This is a genomic window from Arthrobacter sp. CAN_C5 (genome assembly GCF_017875735.1).
Lineage (GTDB): Bacteria > Actinomycetota > Actinomycetes > Actinomycetales > Micrococcaceae > Arthrobacter_D.
Genome location: NZ_JAGGMZ010000001.1, coordinates 993,794 through 1,008,259, shown reverse-complemented (window position 1 = coordinate 1,008,259; position 14,466 = coordinate 993,794). Strand labels below are relative to the sequence as shown.

Sequence of the window (14,466 nt, the reverse complement as noted above, 5' to 3'; positions counted from 1 at the left end):
CGGCGGCGGAAAAGCTGGTGATCGAAGCTCAGCGCTTCGGCCGGGGCCCTCTGCCACCGATCCCGCTGGTGGAGTCCCCCATCGCCTTCAGCGTGGCGCGGATCTCCTTGGGCAACGAGAAAATAATGTCCTCCTCGGCAGTCACCACTTCCTCGACGTCGCCGTACCCGTAGTCTGCCAGCAGACGTAAAACGTCCTGAACCAGATTATCGGGCACTGACGCACCCGAGGTCACGCCGATCGTCGAGACACCCTCGAACCAGGTCTCGTCGACCTCGTTGGCGAAGTCGACCCGGTAGGAAGCCTTGGCACCGTACTCAAGGGCCACTTCCACCAGCCGCACAGAGTTCGACGAGTTGGCCGATCCCACAACTATCACCAGGTCAGAACTGGGCGATATCTTCTTGATCGCGGCCTGGCGGTTGGAGGTTGCATAACAAATGTCGTCGCTGGGGGGATCCTGCAGGGTGGGGAACCGCTCCTTCAGGAGGTTCACGGTCAGCATGGTCTCATCGACGCTCAGCGTGGTCTGGGACAACCAGATCACCCGCTCAGGATCGCGAACCGTCACCTTGTCCACATCTTCGGGCCCATTGACGATCTGGATGTGGTCCGGAGCCTCCCCCGCAGTTCCTTCCACTTCCTCGTGCCCCTCATGGCCGATCAGCAGGATGTCGAAATCATCGCGAGCGAAACGGACAGCTTCCTTGTGCACTTTGGTGACCAGCGGGCAGGTGGCATCAATGGTTCGCAGTCCGCGGTCCTCGGCCGACTGGATCACGGCCGGCGACACTCCGTGGGCGGAAAAGACCACCAGTTCACCCTCGGGCACTTCCTCGTTCTCTTCAACGAAGATGGCACCCTTGGCCTCCAGCGTGGTGACGACATGCAGATTGTGGACAATCTGCTTACGGACATACACGGGGGCACCGTAGTGTTCCAGAGCCTTCTCGACGGCGATCACGGCTCGGTCCACTCCCGCGCAGTAGCCGCGTGGAGCGGCAAGCAGGACTTTGCGTCCCCCATCGACGGGCTGCGCGGCCTCGATCTCGGCAGGCGAACGCCGCCTCCGAGGAACCGAAGGCATGGGCACTGAGACTGCTGTGCTGGTCATCCCTCAATGCTAACGGCTCGAAGCCGCACTACCCGAAGCCGCCAGCCGTGATCCGCTCAGAGCTAATCTGGCTAGGCAAATCCGGCCGGGTGAACTCGGCCGGGCCAACTCGGCCGGGTTCATCCGCAGAGGCTAGTCCTGCTGGGTCCGAGTCCGTCCACCTGCAAGGAGTCTCGCCGCCACACCCATCACGCACAGCACCACACCCAATCCAAAGACCGCCAGACTCAGCGGTTGGGCATCCTCGACCGCCCTCGCTACCAGGCCCTCCCTGAACAGTGCAGCAATGGGGCTTTCAGCGTCGGCGTTCTGCGCGCGGAGCTGTTCAGCGCCCCCCGGCGCGGCGCCGGAAGCCAGCCAGTAGATCCCGCCGAGGACAGCGATTCCGACGCCAAGCAGCGCCAGTGTAGTGCCACGCCTGCGCGCAAGGACCAGTGCGAGCAGCGCGGTCATCCCGGCCGCGGTCAGCAGAAAGGGCCAGAGGCCGGAGATTGCCGCCAACTGCCCCAGTGCCACCTGCTGTTCGGCCGGACCGATCTCGATGAGAGTCTCTGCGGGTTCCGGAACCTCGATACCTATACCCGAGCCGACCTCCTGGAGCGCAAGGGACACCACAGGCGTCAGGTCGAGCCTCAGGGGTTGTGGCGACTCCACGCCGGTGCTCACATTCACTTCGGTGGGAACGCTCAGGTCATGGGAACGGCGCAGCGTATCGTCCCAGGCTGCGGGGTACCCCGGCAGGGCAGCGACGGTGGCTGCCGCGTCGGCTATCAAGGGCTCGATGATGCCTGCGAACGCTGGCGGAAGCTCGGCAGCAGCGGTCGCCTCAGTAGCGAGGGCATCGGTCAGTCGGGCCTGGAAGTCGGGATCAGCACCGAGCGGCCCAGCTAGTTCCACAAAACCATCAGCCTGCACGAGGTTTCGTTCAATCCACGCACCCGGCAGGGCGACGCCCGCCAGTATCAACGCGATCAGCACCAAGAGCGCTGCACCAACTGTCCGCATGTGTTGTCCCTGGCTTGTAGTGGCAGAAGTATCGATTATGCACTTCCCGCTGCACTATTCCTCCACACCGACCCGGTGTGGACACTCAGAGGGGGCGCAAGCTGATAGACATTAGGAGAACAGGCGTGGGGTCAGAAGGTCTACTACCCGTTCCCGCCACGAGCGTTGGGAGTGTCAACTGATGAAGAACGAAGGCGCGGCGCAGCCGCCGAACTTCGCTGCGGGCGCGGCAACAGGGACGCCGCCGCTGGTTGACGCCAGGCAGGGCGGGCCGACGACGCTGCCCGCCACCGCCGCTGAAACTACCGCCGAACGCCCCTGGCCACTCCACCTTCTGTCCGAGAAACTCAAGGCGCACCTCGAGCGGGCCCCCGCGGCGTGGGTCGAGGGACAGGTGATCGAGGTCAACCGCCGGTCAAACATGTGTTTCGTGACGCTGCGGGATGTCGACGCCGAGGTGTCCCTGCCCCTGACCATCCGGGGCAATGTGCTCTCCCGGCTGGAACTTCCACTGGAGCACGGTTCACGCGTGGTGGCCCAGCTCAAACCCGATTTTTGGTTGAAGACCGGACGGTTGTCCATGCAGACCTGGCAGATCCGGCAGGTGGGACTGGGCGACCTGCTGGCCAGGATCGAACGGCTTCGCCACTTGCTGGCCGCGGAGGGCCTCTTCGCCGCGCGGCTGCGCAAACCCTTGCCGCTGCTGCCCCATCGGATCGGCTTGATCACCGGGCGGGGGTCGGATGCCATGAAGGATGTCCTGCGCAATGCCAGCCTCCGTTGGCCAGCCGTAGAGTTCGAGGTCCGGGAAGTCGCGGTCCAGGGGGTTGGGTGTGTGGGGCAGGTGACCGCTGCGTTGGCAGAGCTCGACGCCCTACCCAGCGTCGACGTCATCATCATCACCCGCGGCGGCGGGTCGCTGGAGGACCTCCTGCCCTTCAGCAGCGAGGAAATGGTCAGGGCCGTCGCCGCCACCCGCACCCCGGTCGTCAGCGCGATCGGGCATGAGGCCGACCGGCCGCTGATTGATGAAGCTGCGGATCTGCGCGCTTCCACCCCCACCGACGCCGCGAAGCGTGTGGTTCCCGACGTCGCCGAGGAGTTCCAGCGGATCCGCCAGTCGCGGGCACAGTTGTCCCGCGCCATCGACACCCTGGTCTCCCGGGAAACGGAGCGGCTCAATCACCTGCGATCGCGTCCTGTCCTGGCCCAGCCCGAAGGCATGGTGTCGGTGCGCTCGGACGACGTCGAACGGCTGCGTGGGCGGGCCCGTCAGGCGGCGACCTCGGCAGTGGCGCGCGACGTCGATAGGGTGCACCACCTCCGCTCACAGGTAAGAGCCCTGTCACCGCAAAACACCCTCGACCGAGGGTACGCGGTGGTCCAGCTGGCCGACGGATCCATCGCCCGGGATGCTGCAAACGTCTCCCCCGGGACACTGCTCAAAATCCGGCTGGCACGCGGCGACCTGGCCGCGTCAGCGCTCGCCCCCAGCCCCGATTCCCCATCCACCGAAACGAAAGACATCCCATGAGCCAAACCACAGGACCTTCGACCGGCGACACCGGACCGGAGGCAGAAGTCAGCGGCCTCTCCTACGAACAGGCACGGGAACAGCTTGTCGCCGTCGTCAGCCAACTGGAGGCCGGCGGGGTGACGCTCGAGCGATCACTCGCCCTCTGGGAACGCGGTGAGGCGCTGGCAGATCACTGTGAATCCTGGCTCGAAGGCGCCAAGAAGCGTCTCGCCGCTGCACGGGACAAAGCTGAACAGTCGGGCTGAACGGTCGAACTGAACCGGAGTGTCACAGCGCCACGCTGAACCGTGGCATGGAGGGACGCAGCTGACCTGGCGGGCGGATCCTGGTCAGGACTTGGCCAGCCGCGCCTTCTCTGCTTTGACGTCGAAATCCGCACGTGGCCAGCTCAGCTGCATGTCCTGCAGCGCATCGATGATCAGCTGTTGCACCGCAATACGCGCGTACCATTTGCGGTCCGCAGGGATCACGTACCACGGGGCGTCGGGGGTCGCTGTCCGTTCGATGGCCACCTGGTACGCCGCCTGGTACTGGTCCCACAGCTGACGCTCGTCGAGGTCACCGGTGTTGTATTTCCAGTGCTTGTCCTTGCGCTTCAGCCGTTCGGTCAGGCGTTCCTTCTGCTCCCGGGGGCTGATGTGCAGCATCACCTTGATGATGCGGGTCCCGGACTCCGTTAGCTCGGCCTCGAAGTCCCGGATGATGCCGTACCGCTCCTCGATCGTTGCGGGCTCCGCCATCCCACGGACCCGCTGGATCAGCACGTCCTCATAGTGGGACCGGTCGAAAACGCCGATCATTCCCGGCCCGGGAAGCTGTTTCCTGATCCGCCACAGGAAGTCGTGGCGCTTCTCGGCCCGGGTGGGGGCTTTGAAGGCATAATGATTCACACCCTGCGGGTCAACGGCCCCCACCACGTGGCGGACGATCCCGCCCTTGCCTGCCGTGTCCATAGCCTGCAAGACCACCAGTAGGGAGATTTCGCTGCCGAACCTGCTCTCGGCGAACAGTTTCTCCTGCAGCTCCGAGAGCTGGGCGCTTCCCGCAGCAAGTTTGGCTTTGCCCTTCTTCTTGCCACCGGAAAACCCCGGGGTGGAGCGCGGGCGGATCGAAGCCAGGTCCACATCCGGCCCCACCATCAGGGACTGGGTGGGGCTTGTCTTGAACGCGGGAGCAGACGACATGGTGATCCTTCCGAAGGCGGACTAGGGCTTGTAGGTACTCAGGAATTCGGCGAGCCGACCGATGGCGTCCTCAAGATCATCAACATTGGGCAGGGTCACCATGCGGAAGTGGTCGGGGTTGACCCAGTTGAACGCCCGGCCGTGGGAGATCAGGATCTTCTGCTGTTTGAGCAGGTCGAGGGCAAACTGCTCGTCGTCCTTGATCGGGTAGACCTCAGGGTCCAGCCGCGGGAACAGGTAGAGGGCCCCCTGGGCCAGTTCACAACTGACCCCGGGTATCTCGTTCAACAGCTGGTAGGCCTTGTCGCGCTGCTGCTTCAGCCGGCCCCCAGGCAAGATGAGGTCATTGATGCTTTGGTGGCCGCCGAGCGCCGTCTGGATCGCATGCTGGGCCGGCACATTGGCGCACAGCCTCATGTTCGCGAGGAGGTTGATGCCCTCGATATAGTCGGCGGCCTGGTGCTTGGGCCCGGTGATGGCCATCCAACCGCTGCGGAATCCGGCAATCCGGTAGGCCTTCGACAGGCCGCTAAAGGTCAGGCACAGGACGTCGTCGCCGGTAACGGTGGCAGCGTTGATGTGGACGGCGTCGTCGTACAGGATCTTCTCGTAGATCTCGTCAGCGAAAATGATGAGATCGTGTTCACGCGCCAGCTTTACCATGCCCTCGATGATCGAACGGGGGTAAACGGCACCGGTTGGGTTGTTGGGGTTGATCAGCACAATCCCCTTGGTGCGGCTGGTGATCTTTGCGGCCACATCCTCCAGATCGGGCCACCAGTGATTCTCCTCGTCACAGAGGTAGTGCACAGCGGTTCCCCCGGCAAGGCTCGCTGAGGCAGTCCAGAGGGGGTAATCGGGTGTGGGCACCAGAATCTCGTCGCCGTTATTCAGCAGCGCCTGGAGTGAAAGAGTAATGAGTTCGCTGACCCCGTTGCCCAGGTAGACGTCGTCGACGTCCATATGGGTGAGCCCGCGGCTCTGGTAGTACTGCACCACAGCGGTCCGGGCTGAGAAGATGCCCCGGGAATCGCTGTAGCCCTGGGCCTTCGGGAGGTGACGGATCATATCGACCAGAATGGCTTCCGGAGCCTCGAATCCGAATGGTGCTGGATTCCCAATGTTGAGCTTCAGGATCCGGTGCCCCTCCGCCTCCATGAACTTGGCATGGTCGAGCAGCGGCCCCCTAATGTCGTAGAGAACGTTGTGGAGCTTGGTCGACTGCTTGAATTCTGCCATTTACACAGGATGCCACAGTGACACCGTGGGACACATGATTCTCGCCCCCGCCACCGAAAGGCTTTAGGTCTGCCGGAACCGGTTGCGGTGGTCCTTGGCCATCGCAGACTCCTTCGCCTGCTGGTGTGATCCGCGACCTCGGGCACGTCTGGCGTCGGTCTGACGCAGGTGAAGAATCGCCAGCTCCTGCGCCATTTTCTGGTAGCTCAGCCAGCGCCGCTCCTCGAGCACCCCACCGGCGAGGGCCTCCTGGACAGCGCACCCGGGTTCAGGTCCGTGGCGACAGTCGGCGAACCGGCAGCCGGCGAAAAGTTCCTCAATGTCTCCGAACACCTCGTCCAGGCCGTCGGTGGCGTCCCACAGGGCAAACCCACGCACCCCCGGCGTGTCCATCAGGACCGCACCTCCCGGTAGGGGAATCAGCTCCCTCGACGTGGTGGTGTGTCTTCCTCTTCCATCGCCAGCCCTCACCGACCCGGTGTTCTGCACGGCCCTGCCAAACAGTGCGTTGACCAGGCTGGACTTCCCCGCGCCGGAGGGGCCCAGCAGCACAGCTGTGACGCCGGGAACAAGACGCGACAGCAGTTCATCCAGGCCATCGCCGGTATCCGCTGAGGTGGTGAGCACCTCAGCCGCTCCGGCTCGTTCGACAGTCTGGGCGACGACCTCATCGAAACGGGTACTCAGGTCCGCTTTCGTGAGAATCACGAGGGGAACCGCACCCGAATCCCAGGCAGCCACCAGGGTGCGCTCCAGCCGGTTGGACGAGATCGGGCGATCGAGGGGGACCACCACGCCGACCAGGTCGACGTTCACCGCAAGCACCTGAACCTCAGCAAGCGGATCATGGGCCTTCTTGCGGTGCAGGACCGAGTACCGGGGCATCACCCCCACGATGGCGGAGTGCGTGGGGTCGGCACCCGCCAAGGCCACCCAGTCACCCGTCGCGACGTCGGGACGTGCGTCATGCGGTTCAATGCCTCGCGCCGTCGCGACCAGCATCCGGCTGCGGTCAACCCTGACCACGCGCCCCGGCCCGATCCGCCCGTCCGGGAAAGCACCCGCGAAGAGCACGCTAATCCGGTCGGTCAGGCCATACTGCTGCAGCGCGTCCATCGGCGGGCCTCAACCCTGGTTGACCATCGTCAGAGCGATATCGACCAGTCCCACCCGGTTCAGGGTGGGCAGATCGGCGAGATCCACCCAGGCAGCCCTATCGGTGGACCCGTTAGTCTCGTGCCGAAGGACTCCGCTGGTGGTGTGTGCACGGTAAACAATTCGCAGGGCGTGCATCGGCCGGCCCGACCCGTTGTGCCGTGAGGCTCCGGGAATGTGCAGGCTATCCACACCGAGAAGGTCCTCCAGCAGCGCCGTGTACCCGGTTTCCTCCTCAATCTCGCGGACGGCCGCGGTCGGCGCGTCTTCTCCCTCCTCCAGTCCCCCACCCGGGAGGGTCCATCCGGTAGAGCCGCCCTCATTCCAATGTGCCAGCAGTATCTTTGACTCCTTGATGATCAGGCCATAGGCCCCAACCCGCGTGTCCCATTCAGCACTCATGGCGGCAAGTCTAGCCAGATCGTGAAGAATCGCTCCCCGACATACTTGACGTGGACCCGAAAACGTTAACTACTTAACGGTATGGATCTTCGACAGTCGACGGTGTTCAAGCTGCACCGTGCAACTTCACTAGTGAACCGCGTCTCGGATGAGTATCTCCTTGCCCGCCACGGCATCCACTACGCCCCGTTTCTGGTGCTGCTCGCCGTGCGGATTGCCGGGCCTTCCTCCCAGCAGAAAATAGCCCAGGCCCTGGATGTGAGCCGCGCATCGGTCACGCAGCGGATCCAGCAGTTGACGGGACGAGGATTGGTGGATGTCACGATCAGCACCTCGGACTCCCGTGCGAACGTGGTCACTCTGACGATTCCCGGCCGGCGACTGACCGATGCTGCCTGGCATGGGCTCGAAGCGGCGTTGGACGCCGTCGACCACGGGGTCGACGACGCCGTCCTGCGTAGCCAACTGGATCGCTTGATCACCAACTGCACCACGGCACTGAACGCGGACGACTCGTGAGCGCTAGGGTGGAGACAACCGCAGTAGCTCATCAGGAAGTGGCTTGCCCATGGCACACGATGCCGCACCCGAACCATCAGGAACCCCCGCGCGGCCCAGGGACCCGATGACGCTCGACCACACCGACAGACTGATCCTGCGCGAGTTGGTGGCTGATGCCCGGATAACCAATGCCCAGCTGGCCGAGCGCATCGGGGTAGCACCATCCACCGCCCTGCTGAGGACAAGGCAATTGGTGGACCGCGGGGTCATCAGTGGCTACCACGCCCAGCTCGACTTCGCGTCCGTCGGCCGGGCGGTGCAGGCGATGGTGTCGGTACAGCTCAAGGGTCACAACCGGGAGGAGATCGACCGGTTTACCGCCAGGGTCCCCCTGTTGCCCGAGGTGGTGTCCACCTTCCATGTGGCCGGGTCGGTGGACTACCTGTTGCATCTGGCGGTCCCCAGCACCGAGGTCTTGCGGGACTGGGTACTCGATCACCTGACGACTGATCCGGTAGTGGGCCATACCGAAACAACCCTGGTGTTCAACCATCTGCCCGGTAATTCTGGGGTACTCCCTTAGCTCCAGCTGATCAGGAACCTACGCGCGGAGGTCAGCCCTAGGGCAGCAGACCTGAATGATGCTGCGCCAAAAGATCCCGACGCCGTTCATCGTGGGCCACCACCGCCTCGCTGTGGCGGGCATGGTTGACGGCCATCCGCTCGCCGGCGGAAATCAAGCGGTGGCCGATGCGGATCAGGAGAGCTTCGAAGCCTGTTGGACGTATTGAGGGCACAGAGGTAACAAAGGTGGTGGTCATGGCTGCATCTTTCTAATTCTTCGTTGCGGTTCAGTAAGGGTTATCCCGTTGCACTGGTGTGTCGAACTGCCCCTGCAGGATCGGGAACGCGTTGAAGTGCATTTGTACGGCGCGGGCGTTCGGATCGGTGGTGCCGCTGACGCGGTATTTTTCGAGAAGCGTCCTGGCATGGCCGAGCATCTCCTCGGTGATTTCGGTAAGTTGTTCGGCTGTCAGGCGGGCATTCATGGTGGCGATGACCGACCCGTTGAACCAGTTCTCTGGAAGAAACTCGTACCCCTGCTCCATGAAGTCCTGCAGGAGGACGGCCCGGTGGTGCTCGAATTCCCGGTTCACGATCTTCGAGGCGTGCAATGCTGCTGGATCTGCTGCAAGATTCTTGGAGAACAGCGTGAGAGCCCCCGGAGGTCGTTCCCACCACCGCTCCCGGGCGGACCCCCGTCCCTCTACCTCCCGGACCAGCGAATGCTTGGCGAGCTGGCGAAGGTGATAGCTGGTGGCACCGCTGGACTCCCCCAGACTGGCGGCGAGCGAACTCGCCGTCTGCGGACCACGTTGCGACAACTGTTCAAGAAGCTGGATTCTCAGCGGATGGGACAGTGCTTTTAGCCCCGCCAGATCAAGAGTGCGGTCGTCTGAGCGGTCCGTTGGCTCGTCTCGAGGATTCATCTCTCAAGGATAGATCTGCAAAGGTTTCTTTGCAAGCAATTCTTTGCAAATTAATCTTTGTGTTTGTGAACCTGAAACGCAGGGCCGATCAGTCCACCGGCCGTGAGCGCAGAGTCCGCAGAAGGCTAACGGTAGCCAGCAAGAGACTGGCGAACGCAATCACTGCCGCAAATCCCAGGACTGCCCGGTCCAGTCCCCACCGTTCCACCGCAGCCCCCAACCCCACCACCGGGGCGGCGCTGCCGAGATAAGTCAACACGTAGAGCGTGCTGATGATCTGGGAATGCTGGGACGGCTCGACCTGGAGGGCAACCTCGTTGAAGACGGTGCGAAAAGCGATTCCCTGGCCCGCCCCGGCCAGGAAGCAGGCCAAGACCAGCAGAGCGACGCTGTCCAGCGCACCTGCGACCGGAATCAGTGCCACGCCAAGGCCCAGAGCCGTCAATCCGACTGCGACGACATGCCTGCCCCGCACCCGCATTAATTGGCTAACCGCCGACGATCCCAAAACCAGAGCTGCCAGGAGACCAATTAGTGGGCGGAAGTCGGTACCGGCCAGGGACGCGAAGTAGGTCGGGGCGAGGCTCAGCGTGAAACCGAAGACCGCGAAGCTCAGGAATCCGACGGCCGATGCATTCCAGAAGGCACGCCCAGCAGCCCGCGAGACAACGGGCCGGCGGGGCCTGAGCGCCTTGAAAGGCGACGAGGCATCGGCGGCACGGATTGCCGGCCGAGCCTTCAAGGTCAGGAGAGGCAGCAGCAGGGCAGCCAGAACCAGTGAGTACAGTGCGAAGGGCGTCCGGGTGGGATCCGGCAGGAGGGACAGCAGCCCGCCGATGACGGGGCCGGCCGCAACCCCTCCTGCCGACGCAAGGAGCGTGAATCGAGAGGCCCAGTCGGGTCTATGCGGCAGGAGATCGCGCAGGGCCGCGGAACTGGCTCCTGTTGCGAGAGCGACAGATGCGCCCTGGAGACACCGCCCCAGGACCAACATGGGCAACGACGACGCCGCTCCAAAGACGCCAGCCCCAGCGAAGCCGATCACAATGGCCAGGACAAGGGCCGCCCGTCTCCCGACGTGATCCGACCAATGCCCCACCATCAGCAGGCCCACCACCAGCGTCACCACATAGGCCGAGAAGGCCACCGTGACCTCGAACGAAGTGATATCCAACTCGGCCTGCAGCAGCGGGTACAGGGGAGTCGCCAGATTGGCGCCAATGAGCAGGGTGGAAATGACCACCGCCGCAAGGACCAGCCTCGCCCTCACCGACGCATCCCAGCCCCAGCGCACCTTCTCCGGCGGCTTCATCCGCAGCTCGCTCAGCACGCTCACAACTTCTCCATACAGTAGAACAAACAGCACATCTCCCCTATATTCTCCGGGCCACAGGATTATTGGGAACATATTTGTCGTTAGACTTGATCAAAATCATCAGTTTTGAGCCATCCAACTGATTGGAAGTGCACGTCGTGAGCAAATTGGACCTGGTCGATATCCGTCTCCTCCTGGAGCTGGTCCGGGACCCCCGAGCCCAGATCGGTGAGCTGAGCGAACACCTCGGAGTGGCCCGCAACACCGCACAGTCGCGGATTCGACGGCTGCTCCGATCCGGCACCCTGCGCGCCAGCGGGCGTGAGCTCGATCTGGAGGCCCTCAACTACGATGTCGCGGCATTCGTAACCATCGAGGTCTCCCACCGCGAACTTGATGGGGTGATCAGTGGGCTACGCCGTCTCCATCAGGTACTGGAGGTTCACGAGATCTCCGGTCGAGGGGATGTCTGGTGCCGCGTGACGGCCAAGGACACCCACCACCTCCAGTCAGCACTCCGGTCGATTCTGCGGATCAAGGGAGTCATTCGTACCGAGACAGTCCTCGCCCTACACGAGCACATTCCCTACCGGACCGAACCGCTACTGCGGACCCTCGCGGACGAACAATGACCTGACGGACTCTCATGTGCATCTCATCTTTTGTCGGGATACTTAACCCATGAAGTCTTCGGAGCTCCATACCTGGGTGGTGGGTGTGGCCTGCGCGGGTGGAGTGGTTGCGGCGGCGATAGGGATTATCGGTTCGCTGGCAGATCCCGTGCCCGCGGACCTCGGCTCCTCGTTCACAGATACCGCAACCCGAACGCCCGGATCCCCACCGTCTTCCCCCGGATCGGCACCGTCCACCCCGGCGTCCACGCCGTCTCCGTCCGACGCGTCGCCGTCGGATCCCACTACCGAGCCAACCGGTCTGGCGGTCGAGGTGGTGCCTCCCCCACCACCCATCCCGGGAGACACCGATGACAACTCCGATCCTGGCGGAGGTGACGACGACGGCGACGACGTAGGAGACGACGACGACGACGCTGACGACGACGCGGGCGACGACGGCGACGACCTCGACGATGGTGAGGACGTAGGAGACGACGGGGATGACGGGGATGACGGGGATGACGGGGATGATTAAACCGCAAGGCCGCCCGACCACCGAGGTGCTGCGTTCCGCCCATTCCCGCGGGCCTGATGGCGCGCCCCACACCCAGCCCACCCGCTCCCCCACCAGGCCTGCGGTAGTACCGCAACTCGATCCTGCTGCTACGAACCTCTCCGGGACGGCTGACGAACCAGCCCCGGGTGCTTCCGGAAAGCGGCGGTCGATCTGGCGGCGGCTTTCCACCGCGTTGCGCGGCAGTTGGACCGTCCGGACCCGGGTGCTCGGAGCTGTTCTTGCCCTGTCAGCGTTGGGGTTGCTGGTCGCCGGATCGGCAGCCTACGCGCTGCAACGCAGCGACATTAACTCGGATACGGACAATTCGCTGGAACGAAACTTTCTGGAGTTCGAGTCCCTCCTCGACAACGGAATTGACCCGACAACCCGTGAGGACTTCACTGAAGCCCAGGAACTTGTTTTCGTTGCCATGCAACGCACCCTCCCCGCGTCCAACGAGGGGATGCTGGGCATGCGCGACGGCGAGGTTGTCCTGCTCGCCAATCCGGCAGTGCAACTGCGGTTGGAGGACGATGCGGAGCTGGTCGAATTCGTGGCCACCCAGGCCGATCCCAGCCGGGTCAGCATTTCGAGTATCGCGACGTCCATGACCACCTATCGCGCGCTGGTTGTCCCCGTGCAACTGTCCGCCGACACGACCCCCACCCAGTATGTGCTGGCGTACGACGCCCGCGCCGAGCATGGGCAGCTCAACCAGACCTTTGCGGCGTTCGCCCTGATCAGCTTCGGGACACTGGTCTTCATTGGCGTGGTCGGCTGGCTGTTGGTGGGCAATCTCCTCGCGCCGATCCGCCTACTGCGGAACACCGCCCAGCACATCGGGGACTCTGACCTCTCTGAACGGATTCCGGTCTCCGGGAATGACGACCTGTCGGACCTCACCCGTACTGTCAATGCAATGCTCGAACGGCTGGAGGGGGCCTTCACCTCCCAACGCCAGCTGCTCGACGACGTCGGGCATGAACTGCGGACACCCATCACCATTGTGCAGGGGCACCTCGAGCTCCAGGATTCGACCGACCCGGCTGATGTCACAGCAGTGCGTGGTATCGCCCTCGATGAACTGGACCGGATGCGGCTCCTCGTGGACGACCTGGTGACCCTCGCCGGAATCACCCGCCCTGGGTTTGTCCGGCAAGAGACGGTCGACGTCGGCCGGCTGACCGATGACGTGCTGGACAAATCCCGTCCGCTGGGTACCCGGCGCTGGACCATCGATGCGCGGGCAGAAGCCTCCTGGCTGCTGGATCCCCGCCGGATCACCCAGGCCTGGCTGCAACTGGTAGTCAATGCGGTGAAATTTTCCGACGAAGGGTCGACGATCGCCGTAGGCTCCCGGTTGGACCCCGGGGGGTTGCTGCTGTGGGTCCGCGACGAAGGTATTGGAATTCCAGGTGGGGACCAGGAGCGCATCTTCGACAGGTTTGCCCGCGGCACCCATGGACGCCGCACAGAGGGCTCGGGTCTCGGCCTGACGATTGTCAATGCGATCGTTGGAGCCCACGGAGGTACGGTTCATCTGGTCTCCACCCTCGGCCGAGGGTCGACATTCACCATGGTGCTGCCGCTCGACGCGCGCACACCTGACACATCAGAGGAAGTACGAGATTGAGCCAGATCCTAATTGTCGAGGATGAGGACCGCATCAGTTCGTTCGTTGCCAAGGGACTGCGGTCCGCAGGCTATGTCCCGACCGTCGCCGACAATGGTAGAGACGGGTACCACCTGGCCCAGACGGGTGACTTTGAGCTGATCGTCCTTGATCTCGGGTTGCCCGACCAGGATGGGTTCACGGTCCTGCGTCGCCTCCGCGAGTCCAGGAATACGACCCCGGTCATCATCCTGTCCGCCAGAAGTTCCATCGACGACACGGTGGCCGGTCTGGAGGGTGGCGCCGACGACTACATGGCCAAGCCCTTCCGATTCGAGGAGCTTCTGGCCCGTGTTCGGCTCCGGCTCCGGCAGGACACACCCACCGCCGACAGCTCGGTCCTGAACCACCAGAACCTGCAGCTCGACCTGAGAACCCGCCGGGCGGCGGTCAACGGCAGGGAAGTGGACCTGTCGGCGCGCGAGTTCGCACTGGCCGAGGCCTTTCTGAGAAACCCCGGCCAGGTGCTGAGCCGTGAACAACTTCTCTCCCGGGTGTGGGGTTACGATTTCGACCCGGGGTCCAACGTGGTGGACGTCTACGTGCGCTATCTGCGCAACAAGCTCGGAGCCGAGCGGTTCACCACCGTCCGCGGCATGGGGTACAGGCTCTCCTCTGACGAGTCCTGAACGCCGCTTACTGGCGGGATCCACCGCTGCGAGGGCGGAGTAGGGCCGCGGGG

17 protein-coding genes are annotated in these 14,466 nt (G+C 63.7%); 8 read left to right on the top strand and 9 right to left on the bottom strand.

The window, feature by feature from the left end:
• Positions 1-28: 28 nt before the first annotated feature.
• Together H4V95_RS04870 and H4V95_RS04865 are read right to left on the bottom strand one after the other, a co-directional pair.
• On the bottom strand, positions 29-1,114 hold the full coding sequence (locus tag H4V95_RS04870; protein WP_196865158.1) for a 4-hydroxy-3-methylbut-2-enyl diphosphate reductase: 1,086 nt from the start codon (positions 1,112-1,114) through the stop codon (positions 29-31).
• A 132-nt stretch (positions 1,115-1,246) separates the two neighbouring features.
• Positions 1,247-2,119: a hypothetical protein gene (locus tag H4V95_RS04865; RefSeq protein ID WP_209729028.1), complete on the bottom strand. Its 873-nt coding sequence runs from the start codon at positions 2,117-2,119 to the stop codon at positions 1,247-1,249.
• A 181-nt stretch (positions 2,120-2,300) separates the two neighbouring features.
• Here H4V95_RS04865 and xseA point away from each other — a divergent pair, with 181 nt between their 5' ends.
• Positions 2,301-3,653, top strand: coding sequence for an exodeoxyribonuclease VII large subunit (xseA, locus tag H4V95_RS04860; protein WP_209729026.1), 1,353 nt, complete (start codon positions 2,301-2,303; stop codon positions 3,651-3,653).
• Positions 3,650-3,901, top strand: coding sequence for an exodeoxyribonuclease VII small subunit (locus H4V95_RS04855; RefSeq protein ID WP_209729024.1), 252 nt, complete (start codon positions 3,650-3,652; stop codon positions 3,899-3,901). Before xseA ends, H4V95_RS04855 begins: the two co-directional genes overlap by 4 nt.
• An 84-nt stretch (positions 3,902-3,985) precedes the next feature.
• Here H4V95_RS04855 and H4V95_RS04850 read toward each other — a convergent pair whose 3' ends face one another.
• From H4V95_RS04850 to H4V95_RS04835, 4 genes are all read right to left on the bottom strand, one after another.
• Positions 3,986-4,840 carry a PPK2 family polyphosphate kinase gene (locus H4V95_RS04850; RefSeq protein WP_196865162.1) on the bottom strand — a complete coding sequence of 285 codons (855 nt, stop codon included), beginning with the start codon at positions 4,838-4,840 and terminating at the stop codon, positions 3,986-3,988.
• 21 nt (positions 4,841-4,861) lie between these two features.
• Positions 4,862-6,079, bottom strand: a complete 1,218-nt coding sequence (locus H4V95_RS04845; protein WP_209729022.1) for a pyridoxal phosphate-dependent aminotransferase — start codon at positions 6,077-6,079, stop codon at positions 4,862-4,864.
• A gap of 63 nt (positions 6,080-6,142) precedes the next feature.
• A complete protein-coding gene (gene rsgA, locus H4V95_RS04840) occupies positions 6,143-7,195 on the bottom strand; it encodes a ribosome small subunit-dependent GTPase A (protein WP_209729020.1) in 1,053 nt (350 codons plus the stop codon).
• A gap of 9 nt (positions 7,196-7,204) precedes the next feature.
• Positions 7,205-7,636: an NUDIX hydrolase gene (locus tag H4V95_RS04835; protein ID WP_209729018.1), complete on the bottom strand. Its 432-nt coding sequence runs from the start codon at positions 7,634-7,636 to the stop codon at positions 7,205-7,207.
• Between the two features lie 81 nt (positions 7,637-7,717).
• On the opposite strand from H4V95_RS04835, the gene H4V95_RS04830 reads away from it, so the two are divergent.
• Both H4V95_RS04830 and H4V95_RS04825 read left to right on the top strand, forming a co-directional pair.
• Positions 7,718-8,155 carry a MarR family winged helix-turn-helix transcriptional regulator gene (locus H4V95_RS04830; protein WP_245345575.1) on the top strand — a complete coding sequence of 146 codons (438 nt, stop codon included), beginning with the start codon at positions 7,718-7,720 and terminating at the stop codon, positions 8,153-8,155.
• Between the two features lie 49 nt (positions 8,156-8,204).
• The gene (locus H4V95_RS04825) at positions 8,205-8,720 is read left to right on the top strand and encodes an Lrp/AsnC family transcriptional regulator (protein ID WP_395939800.1); all 516 of its coding nucleotides are present in this window, start codon (positions 8,205-8,207) and stop codon (positions 8,718-8,720) included.
• Between the two features lie 37 nt (positions 8,721-8,757).
• Here H4V95_RS04825 and H4V95_RS04820 read toward each other — a convergent pair whose 3' ends face one another.
• From H4V95_RS04820 to H4V95_RS04810, 3 genes are all read right to left on the bottom strand, one after another.
• A complete protein-coding gene (locus H4V95_RS04820; protein ID WP_209729016.1) occupies positions 8,758-8,958 on the bottom strand; it encodes a hypothetical protein in 201 nt (66 codons plus the stop codon).
• Positions 8,959-8,988: 30 nt separating this feature from the next.
• The gene (locus tag H4V95_RS04815; RefSeq protein ID WP_209729014.1) at positions 8,989-9,627 is read right to left on the bottom strand and encodes a transcriptional regulator; all 639 of its coding nucleotides are present in this window, start codon (positions 9,625-9,627) and stop codon (positions 8,989-8,991) included.
• A gap of 88 nt (positions 9,628-9,715) precedes the next feature.
• The gene (locus H4V95_RS04810) at positions 9,716-10,963 is read right to left on the bottom strand and encodes an MFS transporter (RefSeq protein ID WP_209729012.1); all 1,248 of its coding nucleotides are present in this window, start codon (positions 10,961-10,963) and stop codon (positions 9,716-9,718) included.
• Between the two features lie 128 nt (positions 10,964-11,091).
• Here H4V95_RS04810 and H4V95_RS04805 point away from each other — a divergent pair, with 128 nt between their 5' ends.
• The 4 genes from H4V95_RS04805 to H4V95_RS04790 are packed head-to-tail and all read left to right on the top strand — an operon-like array spanning position 11,092 to position 14,413.
• Entirely contained in the window at positions 11,092-11,574 is a 483-nt protein-coding gene (locus H4V95_RS04805) for an Lrp/AsnC family transcriptional regulator (protein WP_395939799.1), read from the top strand.
• 49 nt (positions 11,575-11,623) lie between these two features.
• Positions 11,624-12,091, top strand: a complete 468-nt coding sequence (locus H4V95_RS04800; protein ID WP_209729009.1) for a hypothetical protein — start codon at positions 11,624-11,626, stop codon at positions 12,089-12,091.
• The gene (locus tag H4V95_RS04795; protein WP_209729007.1) at positions 12,084-13,745 is read left to right on the top strand and encodes a cell wall metabolism sensor histidine kinase WalK; all 1,662 of its coding nucleotides are present in this window, start codon (positions 12,084-12,086) and stop codon (positions 13,743-13,745) included. The genes H4V95_RS04800 and H4V95_RS04795 overlap by 8 nt, the downstream gene beginning before the upstream one ends.
• Positions 13,742-14,413, top strand: a complete 672-nt coding sequence (locus H4V95_RS04790; protein ID WP_196865171.1) for a response regulator transcription factor — start codon at positions 13,742-13,744, stop codon at positions 14,411-14,413. The genes H4V95_RS04795 and H4V95_RS04790 overlap by 4 nt, the downstream gene beginning before the upstream one ends.
• Positions 14,414-14,466 lie beyond the last annotated feature (53 nt).

Coding starts and splice junctions, on each gene's coding strand:
- H4V95_RS04830 (WP_245345575.1), top strand. CDS start 7,718: ATGGATCTTCGACAGTCGACGGTGTTCAAGCTGCACCGTGCAACTTCA.
- H4V95_RS04855 (WP_209729024.1), top strand. CDS start 3,650: ATGAGCCAAACCACAGGACCTTCGACCGGCGACACCGGACCGGAGGCA.
- H4V95_RS04815 (WP_209729014.1), bottom strand. CDS start 9,627: ATGAATCCTCGAGACGAGCCAACGGACCGCTCAGACGACCGCACTCTT.
- xseA (WP_209729026.1), top strand. CDS start 2,301: ATGAAGAACGAAGGCGCGGCGCAGCCGCCGAACTTCGCTGCGGGCGCG.
- H4V95_RS04800 (WP_209729009.1), top strand. CDS start 11,624: ATGAAGTCTTCGGAGCTCCATACCTGGGTGGTGGGTGTGGCCTGCGCG.
- H4V95_RS04820 (WP_209729016.1), bottom strand. CDS start 8,958: ATGACCACCACCTTTGTTACCTCTGTGCCCTCAATACGTCCAACAGGC.
- H4V95_RS04870 (WP_196865158.1), bottom strand. CDS start 1,114: ATGACCAGCACAGCAGTCTCAGTGCCCATGCCTTCGGTTCCTCGGAGG.
- rsgA (WP_209729020.1), bottom strand. CDS start 7,195: ATGGACGCGCTGCAGCAGTATGGCCTGACCGACCGGATTAGCGTGCTC.
- H4V95_RS04865 (WP_209729028.1), bottom strand. CDS start 2,119: ATGCGGACAGTTGGTGCAGCGCTCTTGGTGCTGATCGCGTTGATACTG.
- H4V95_RS04850 (WP_196865162.1), bottom strand. CDS start 4,840: ATGTCGTCTGCTCCCGCGTTCAAGACAAGCCCCACCCAGTCCCTGATG.
- H4V95_RS04835 (WP_209729018.1), bottom strand. CDS start 7,636: ATGAGTGCTGAATGGGACACGCGGGTTGGGGCCTATGGCCTGATCATC.
- H4V95_RS04795 (WP_209729007.1), top strand. CDS start 12,084: ATGATTAAACCGCAAGGCCGCCCGACCACCGAGGTGCTGCGTTCCGCC.
- H4V95_RS04825 (WP_395939800.1), top strand. CDS start 8,205: ATGGCACACGATGCCGCACCCGAACCATCAGGAACCCCCGCGCGGCCC.
- H4V95_RS04845 (WP_209729022.1), bottom strand. CDS start 6,079: ATGGCAGAATTCAAGCAGTCGACCAAGCTCCACAACGTTCTCTACGAC.